Origin of the sequence: Curtobacterium sp. MCBA15_013 (assembly GCF_001865095.1) — a bacterium.
Taxonomy (GTDB): Bacteria; Actinomycetota; Actinomycetes; order Actinomycetales; family Microbacteriaceae; genus Curtobacterium.
The window spans coordinates 20,761-27,316 of the sequence record NZ_MJGQ01000007.1 but is presented as its reverse complement, the minus strand read 5'-3'; the positions used below and the strand labels follow the sequence as shown (position 1 = coordinate 27,316).

At 69.6% G+C, this 6,556-nt stretch carries 5 protein-coding genes and 1 other RNA gene; 4 read left to right on the top strand and 2 right to left on the bottom strand.

Annotated features, from left to right (window positions below; genetic code table 11):
* Window positions 1-129: 129 nt before the first annotated feature.
* The 4 genes from smpB (at window position 130) to BIV01_RS05370 (ending at window position 3,807) form a co-directional block, all read left to right on the top strand.
* Complete coding sequence (smpB, locus tag BIV01_RS05385; protein WP_022907777.1) at window positions 130-606, top strand: SsrA-binding protein SmpB; 477 nt, start codon at window positions 130-132, stop codon at window positions 604-606.
* A gap of 96 nt (window positions 607-702) precedes the next feature.
* Window positions 703-1,080, top strand: a transfer-messenger RNA (tmRNA) gene (gene ssrA / locus BIV01_RS05380).
* A 207-nt stretch (window positions 1,081-1,287) separates the two neighbouring features.
* Complete coding sequence (locus tag BIV01_RS05375; RefSeq protein WP_139199227.1) at window positions 1,288-2,016, top strand: hypothetical protein; 729 nt, start codon at window positions 1,288-1,290, stop codon at window positions 2,014-2,016.
* Window positions 2,017-2,142: 126 nt separating this feature from the next.
* Window positions 2,143-3,807 carry an APC family permease gene (locus BIV01_RS05370; protein WP_070416379.1) on the top strand — a complete coding sequence of 555 codons (1,665 nt, stop codon included), beginning with the start codon at window positions 2,143-2,145 and terminating at the stop codon, window positions 3,805-3,807.
* A gap of 23 nt (window positions 3,808-3,830) precedes the next feature.
* On the opposite strand, the gene BIV01_RS05365 is transcribed toward BIV01_RS05370, so the two are convergent.
* Both BIV01_RS05365 and BIV01_RS05360 read right to left on the bottom strand, forming a co-directional pair.
* Window positions 3,831-5,135 (bottom strand): LLM class flavin-dependent oxidoreductase, encoded by a 1,305-nt coding sequence (locus BIV01_RS05365; protein ID WP_071302152.1) that lies wholly within the window; start codon window positions 5,133-5,135, stop codon window positions 3,831-3,833.
* 3 nt (window positions 5,136-5,138) lie between these two features.
* Window positions 5,139-6,530 carry an O-acetylhomoserine aminocarboxypropyltransferase/cysteine synthase family protein gene (locus BIV01_RS05360; protein WP_071302151.1) on the bottom strand — a complete coding sequence of 464 codons (1,392 nt, stop codon included), beginning with the start codon at window positions 6,528-6,530 and terminating at the stop codon, window positions 5,139-5,141.
* Window positions 6,531-6,556 lie beyond the last annotated feature (26 nt).

Below are 6,556 nucleotides of genomic sequence, written 5' to 3'. Positions count from 1 at the left end.
TGGCCGAGTCTCGGCGGCGGCCGACACCGGTCCGGCGCGGGCGGCGCGCCGGGAAGGTGCGGTGGGTGCCGCGCGTTGGGTAGTCTGTAGGGCTGCGCATCCGCAGCGACCGCACGGAAGGAGACACGCATGGCGAAGGAACGCGGCGAGAAGATCGTGGCGACGAACCGTCGCGCGCGTCACGACTACCTGATCGAGGACACGTACGAGGCCGGCATGGTGTTGTCCGGCACCGAGGTGAAGTCCCTCCGCGAAGGGCGCGCCTCGCTCGTCGACGGGTACGCCTTCATCGACGGCGGCGAAGCCTGGCTCGACGCCGTGCACATCCCCGAGTACACCGAGGGCACGTGGAACAACCACGCTCCCCGGCGCAAGCGGAAGCTGCTCCTCCACAAGCAGCAGATCGTGAAGATCTCGCACAAGACGGCGCAGGGCGGCTACACGCTCGTGCCGCTGCAGATCTACTTCCACGACGGCCGGGCCAAGGTGGAGATCGCGGTCGCGAAGGGCAAGCGGGAGTTCGACAAGCGCCAGGCCCTGCGCGAGAAGACGGACAAGCGCGAGGCCGAGCGGGCCATGCGCACCCGGAACCGCGTCGGCGAGTAGCGCCGTCGCACCTCGGTCGGCTAGACTGAGGGACTGCTCCCGTTGGAGCATTGGCAACTCAAGAGCGTGACAGCGGTTCGCACGTCCGGCCCGCATGGGGATGATCGGTTTCGACATTGCCTGTGTGCCGACGGGAAGCGGGCCGAGGACCCACGGTCATCTCGTCAACGATCCGTGGAAAACAACAAGTGCCAATTCCAAGCGCACTGACTTCGCTCTCGCTGCGTAAGCAGCCCAGCACATGAAGTCCGTCGGCCAGGTGATCGTCTTCTAACCTGAGTTCCGGCGTCATCCAGAGGACTTGCTGCACGGTTGCGCCTCAGGGCCGTGCGGGACTTGCACTGAGACTGGGCCCGTCGTCCTAGAAGCCGGTAGCAAAGGACGGGGCCGAGCAGAACGAACCATCCGGATACGCCCGTAGAAGACGTCGAATTGCAGCGATGGACGGGGGTTCGATTCCCCCCATCTCCACCATTCGCCGGACGCCGCACCGCTGTCACGCACTGCCACACCGAACGCCCCGACACCGTCCCCGGACGATGCCGGGGCGTTCGCTGTCCCGCCACCTCCGAGGACTACGATCCGCAACAGGCGCGGGAACACGCCCGTGCCCACGAACGGGAGGTCCACGTGGTGCAGGAGATCGCGATCCGAGTCCGTCTGCGAGAGCAGGAGCGAGTGGTGCTCGCCGACTACGAGCGGGCGGTGGCCTCGGTCGCGACCGTCGCTGCGCTGGCCGCGTGGCTGCCGACGCCGGACGCCCGGTTGGTCATCCGCGGGCGTGGGGCCGAGCCGGTCCGCCTCGAGACGGTGACGTACGGCTCGGTCATCGAGATGCTCGTCGTGCTCGACCAGCGGTCCGCAGCCGTCGAGCGTGGGGCCGCCGCGATCGCCGCGCTCATCGAGTCCGTGCGGCACGAGCACGTCGAGGACGACGTGTCCGGTGTGGCCGGCGAGCTCGACCGCCTCGACCGTTCGGCGCCGCGGGGTCGTTCGGTGGTCGAACGGTCGCTCCGTGCCTTCCTCGAGGGTGCCCGCGCCGACGTGCTCGCCCGGAAGACGACGACCCGCGTCCGGGCGGCCCAGGCGCTCGTCCGGCTCGCCGAGGACGGCGCGTCGATCGTCGTCGAGCGGGTGGAGGACGCCCTCGCGCCGACGCTCGAGGAGCACGAGGTCGACGTCCTCGCCGACACGGGGAGCGCGGTGGTGGTCGAGCCCGTCGACGGGGTGGAGTCGCCCGAGCCCGAGCCCGAGCCCGAGCCGGACAAGAAGGGCAAGCAGAAGTCCGACAAGAAGAAGTCCGGCAAGAAGCAGGACGCGAAGAAGAAGTCGGACAAGAAGTCGGACAAGAAGCAGGACGACAAGAAGAAGTCGGACAAGAAGAGCAAGAAGAAGCACGACAAGAAGTAGCCTGAGGGCTTGTACAGCACGTTTGTTTCCATTGTGTTAAACAATCCGACCAAAGTGCTGTCACGGTGCCAGAGTCGATGAGCGCAGCCCCCGTCCGAGGGGCGGCGCTCATCGACAGGAGCAACAGTGGCTACAACGACACAGGCGCTGCCGGACTCCGGCCTCAAGCGCAACGTCGGCTTCATCGGGCTCATCTGGGCCTCGACGGGGTCGATCATCGGCTCCGGCTGGCTCTTCGGTTCGCAGGAGGCCCTGAAGACCGCCGGGCCCGCCGCGATCATCTCGTGGCTCATCGGTGGCGTGGCGATCCTCGTCCTCGCACTCGTGCACGCCGAGCTCGGCGGCATGTTCCCGATCGCGGGTGGAACAGCGCGGTTCCCCCACATCGCCTTCGGCGGCATCGCCGGAGCCTCCTTCGGGTGGTTCTCGTGGCTGCAGTCCGTGACGGTCGCCCCGATCGAGGTCGAGGCGATGATCAAGTACGCACAGCACTGGCAGTTCGCCCACCCGTGGCTGCACACCGTGGTCATCGAGGGGGAGACCCAGCAGCTGCTGACCGGCGCCGGGATCGCGGTGGCGATCGTCCTGATGGCCGTCGTCACGGTGATCAACATGCTCAGCGTGAAGATCCTCGCGAACACGAACTCCGCGGCGACCTGGTGGAAGGTCGCCATCCCCCTGCTGGTCATCATCGTCCTGGCGTTCAGCGGGTTCCACGGCTCGAACTTCACGGCGGCGGACGGCTTCATGCCCGAGGGTGCGAAGGGCATCCTCGCCGCGGTGTCGACGTCGGGCATCATCTTCGCGTTCCTCGGCTTCGAGCAGGCGGACCAGCTCGCCGGCGAGGCCAAGAACCCGAAGCGCGACATCCCGCGCGCCGTCATCGGCTCGGTGCTCATCGGGCTCGTGATCTACCTGCTGCTCCAGATCGTGTTCCTCGGCGTCCTGCGCTCCGACGCGATCCAGGGCTCGTGGGCGACCGCGGACTTCACGAAGTACACCGGACCGTTCGCCGACATCGCGATGGCGGCCGGCATCACCTGGCTCGCCGTGGTCATCTTCATCGACGCGATCATCTCGCCCGCCGGCACCGGTCTCATCTACGTGACGGCCACGAGCCGCATCTCGTACGGGCTCAGCCGCAACGGGTACTTCCCGAAGGCCTTCGAGTGGACGACGAAGCAGGGCGTGCCCTGGGTCGGCCTCATCGTGGCATTCGTCGTCGGGTGCGCGTGCTTCGCGCCGTTCCCGTCGTGGCAGGGGCTGGTCAGCCTCATCACGAGTGCGTCCGTCCTGATGTACGCCGGTGCACCGTTGGCCCTCGGCGCGTTCCGGAAGCGGATCCCCGAGGTCGAGCGCCCCTACCGGATGCCGGCCGCGACGCTGCTCTCACCGATCGCGTTCGTCGTCGCGAACCTCATCATCCTCTGGACCGGGTGGGACACCGACTGGAAGCTCGGGGTCGCGATCCTCATCGGTGCCGTGGTGATCATCCTGAACAACGTGTTCCGCGGCGCCTCGAGCGTCCGCCCGCGCTGGGACTGGAAGGCGGCCCAGTGGCTGCTGCCGTACCTGATCGGCATGGGGCTCATCGTGTTCCTCAGCGACTTCGGCCCGCTGACGCACCCGGTGTTCCCGCTGTGGATCGACATCGTGGTGGTGGCGGTGTTCTCCCTGGTGATCTACTACTGGGCGATCAACTCGGCGTCCGACCGCGACGAGATCCTCCGCACCGCCGAGGACGTCCGCGACGTCGAGGAGAGCGGCGTCGTGGAGCCCGTCCACCACTAGGACCCGCGCCACGGGCCGCGGGCTCAGAAGTCGAACAGGTTCTGCCGGATGCCTCCGGCGCCGTACTCCCGTCGCAGGAGCCCACGGCGCCGGAGCACCGGCACGAGGTCGCCGAGCATCCGGTAGACCTGCGCCGGGTGCAGGTCGCCCGAGAAGATGATGCCGTCGTTGTCGGCGTCCGCACCGAGCTCCTCGATGAAGTCCGCGAACTCGTCGGCGGTGCCGACGAAGCCCTCGCGCGAGGACACCCGACCCTTCCGGGCCTTGCGCTCCAGGAGCGTGCGCAGCGGTGCGTCGGGGGTGTCGCCGACGAGGCCGCGGATGGTGCCGGCCGAGACGTGGTCGCCGAACGTCCCCGCCGGGATCGGCGCATCGAGGTCGAGCGCGAGCAGGTCCGTCTCGGAGTCGCTCGACCACGCGATCGCCGCGGTGCGGAGGTCGTCGTCGGACGGGTGCCGGGAGGCGTCGACGACGCGGTCCGCCTCGGCGGACGACGACACGATCTCGGGCTTGAGGACGAAGAGGATCCGCAGCGCGTCGGCAGTGCGTCCGGCGTCGGCCGCGGCCGAGAGCACCCGCGCGCGGTAGTCCCGGACGGCCGCCGCGGACAGCGGTGCGAGCGCGAGCTGCACGTCCGAGTGCGTGCCGGCGAACCCGAGCCCCCGGCCCGAGCCGCCGGGGGAGACCACGATCGGGTCGGAGTCGAGCGGGAGGGCGTTGAGCGGGCCGTCCGCGGTGAAGTAGGCACCCTCGTGGTGGAACGCGTCGAGGGCGTCGCCGTCGGCGAAGTGCCAGTCGGAGCGGTCCCCGACGTAGCCGGAGCCCCACGAGTGCCAGAGCCGCCGCACGAGCTGCAACCACTCCTCGGCGCGGTCGTACGCGGCGTCGTGCGGGAGCGGGGCGAGCCCGGCGTGCCGAGCGCTCCCGGTGTCGGTCACGACGTTGACGCCGAAGCGGTCGCCGGAGAGGTGCGCGAGCGTCGCGAACTGTCGTGCGGCGAGGTACGGCGGGGTGAACCCGGCGTTCACGGTCGGGGCGATGCCGATGTGCGAGGTCGCGGCGAACAGGTACGGCGCGAGCAGGAGCGGGTCGTGCTTCGGGCCGCCGTACGCCTGCCGGATCCGCAGGTCGAGCGTCGACGGGTTGCCGAGCGAGATCGCGTCCTCGGCGATGACGAGGTCCATGCCGGCCTGCTCGAGGGCGCGGACGGACTGCTGGTACAGGTCGGGCTTCGTCCAGTCGTGCCCCCAGTCCCAGTCGGACCGGCCCCACGCCTGCGGGCCGAACCCGCGCGAGAAGAAGTACCCGAAGTGCTGCAGTCCGGCCATTGCCTAGAGTTCCTCCGCGATGACGTGGTTGCCGGGAACGGCGTGTTCGAGGGAGGCGAGCTCCGAGTCGGAGCCGACCCGCGCCTCCTGGCCCGCCCCCGCGCCGCGCAACGCGGCGAACCCGCGCGACAGGTCGCGGACCAGGTCCGCGACGTCCTCGATGCCGACCGACAGGCGGATGAGGCCGTCGTCGATGCCCTGGTCGGCGCGCTCCTGGGGCGTCTTGCCGGCGTGCGTCGTGGTGGCGGGGTGGAGGATCAGCGAGCGGACGTCACCGAGGTGGGTCATCCGGCTGAACAGCTGGACGCTGTCGATGAAGGTCCGCGCGGCGGCTTCGCCGCCGTCCAGCGTGAACGCGAACACGGACCCGGCACCGCGCGGCAGGTAACGCTGGGCGAGGTCGTGGAACGGACTGGAGGCGAGACCCGCGTAGTCGACGCTCGTCACCTCCGGCTGCTGCTCCAGGAAGGACGCGACAGCCAGCGCGTTCGCGCTGTGGCGTTCCACGCGCAGCGACAGCGTCTCGATGCCCTGGCGGAGCAGGAAGGAGTTGAAGGGGGAGGGCGTCGGGCCGATGCGCGAGGCGACGACGTCGCGTGCGAAGACGACGAACGCGCGGCTGCCGTAGCGCTCGACGTAGCTCTCGCCGCCGAGCGACCGTTCCGGGCTGGTCAGGTGCACCCAGCGGTCCGGGGAGGCCGACCAGTCGAAGGTGCCGCCGTCGACGACCACGCCGCCGAGCCCGGCACCGTGGCCGGAGAGGAACTTCGACGCCGAGTGGACGACGATGTCGGCGCCGTGGTCGACCGGACGCACGAGGTACGGCGTCGCGAGGGTGTTGTCGACGATGAGCGGCACACCCGCACGGTGCGCGGCGTCGGCGACGCCGCTGATGTCGAGGACGTCGTTCTTCGGGTTCGGGATCGTCTCGGCGAAGAAGGCCTTCGTGTTCGGGCGGACGAGTCGCGCCCACTCGTCGAGGTCGCGCTGGTCCGCGACGAAGTCGACCTCGATCCCGAGGCGTCCGAGGTTCTGCACGAGCAGGCCCTTGGTGCCCTCGTAGATGCTGCGCGCCGCGACGACGTGGTCGCCGGCCTGCAGGATGCCGAGGAACGCGACGGTGGCGGCGGCCTGCCCACTGCCCACCAGGATCGCCTCGACGCCGCGCTCGAGCAGCGCGACCCGGCGCTCGACGTCGGCGTTCGTGGGGTTGCCGAGCCGCGTGTAGGTGTAGCCGTCGTCGGTCCCGGCGAAGCGGTCGCGGGCCTGGTCGAAGTCGTCGAACAGGAAGCCCGAGGACATGTGGATCGCGGGGACCCTCGCTCCGTGTCCCTGGTCGGGCTGGAACCCGCCGTGCACCTGCTCGGTCGCGAAACCATGCGCCTCGTCCGTCACGGGACACCTCCTGCCGTCGTCGTGCC